Here is a 792-nt window from a genome sequence, read left to right as displayed (position 1 = left end):
CTTGGCCTGCATGTTTCATCAGGTACTCTAGCAAGCGAAATTCGCGAGGTTGTAGGTCGATCTTTTCGCTACCGCGTTTGACAGAGCGGGCTAGCAAATCCATTTCAAGGTCGGCAACTTGCAGGTGAGTCACTTTCTCGGAGCCACTGGTTGCCCCGCGTCTGACTAATACTTCCAGGCGAGCAAGTAACTCAGTGTAGGAGAAAGGCTTGGTCAGATAATCGTCACCACCACCGCGTAAACCTTCAACACGATCATCTACGTCGCCTAGTGCACTAAGGATCAGTACAGGTGTTTGGTTACCGGTTGCGCGGATCGTTTTAATAATGGATAGACCATCCATTCCAGGCAACATGCGGTCGATAATCATAACATCATAGCTTTCACTGGCTGCCATTAATAAACCTTCTTTACCGTCGGCAGAATGATCTACAACGTTATCGTTTTCCTTGAGGCCATTGACTAAATAAGCCGCTACATCTTTATCATCTTCAATTACGAGTACGCGCATCTTAACCTCTGCTTGCTTGGGCTCTGAATTTCTTAATTCGCTCATAAGCGTCTTTTATTTCCCGAGTTTTTTCGGTGGCTATTTTCATCATTTCTTCTGGCAAGCCTTTCGAAACAAGTTTATCCGGGTGATGTTGACTAATCAGTCTACGATAGGCTTTCTTTAGTTCAGCATCACTGCAATTGCTCTGTACGCCTAGAGTTTCATAGGCAGCACTGATCATTTGTTCTTCGCTAACATGGCCTGACGTATCGTGCTCAAAGCCGGTAAACCGGTGCTGA

General features: G+C 46.1%; 2 protein-coding genes. Both read right to left on the bottom strand.

All coding sequences use genetic code 11. The features are described 5' to 3' along the window. On the bottom strand, positions 1 to 556 hold a 556-nt coding region (locus tag A3763_RS03420; RefSeq protein ID WP_231872085.1), incomplete at its 3' end, for a response regulator transcription factor. Beyond that, the coding region (locus A3763_RS03415) for a DnaJ domain-containing protein (RefSeq protein WP_231872084.1) at positions 513 to 792 on the bottom strand (280 nt) is incomplete at its 5' end. The genes A3763_RS03420 and A3763_RS03415, both read right to left, overlap by 44 nt.

It is taken from the genome of Oleiphilus sp. HI0128 (assembly GCF_001635365.1).
Note: the sequence above shows the minus strand (reverse complement) of the source record. Positions and strands in the feature narration are given on the sequence as shown.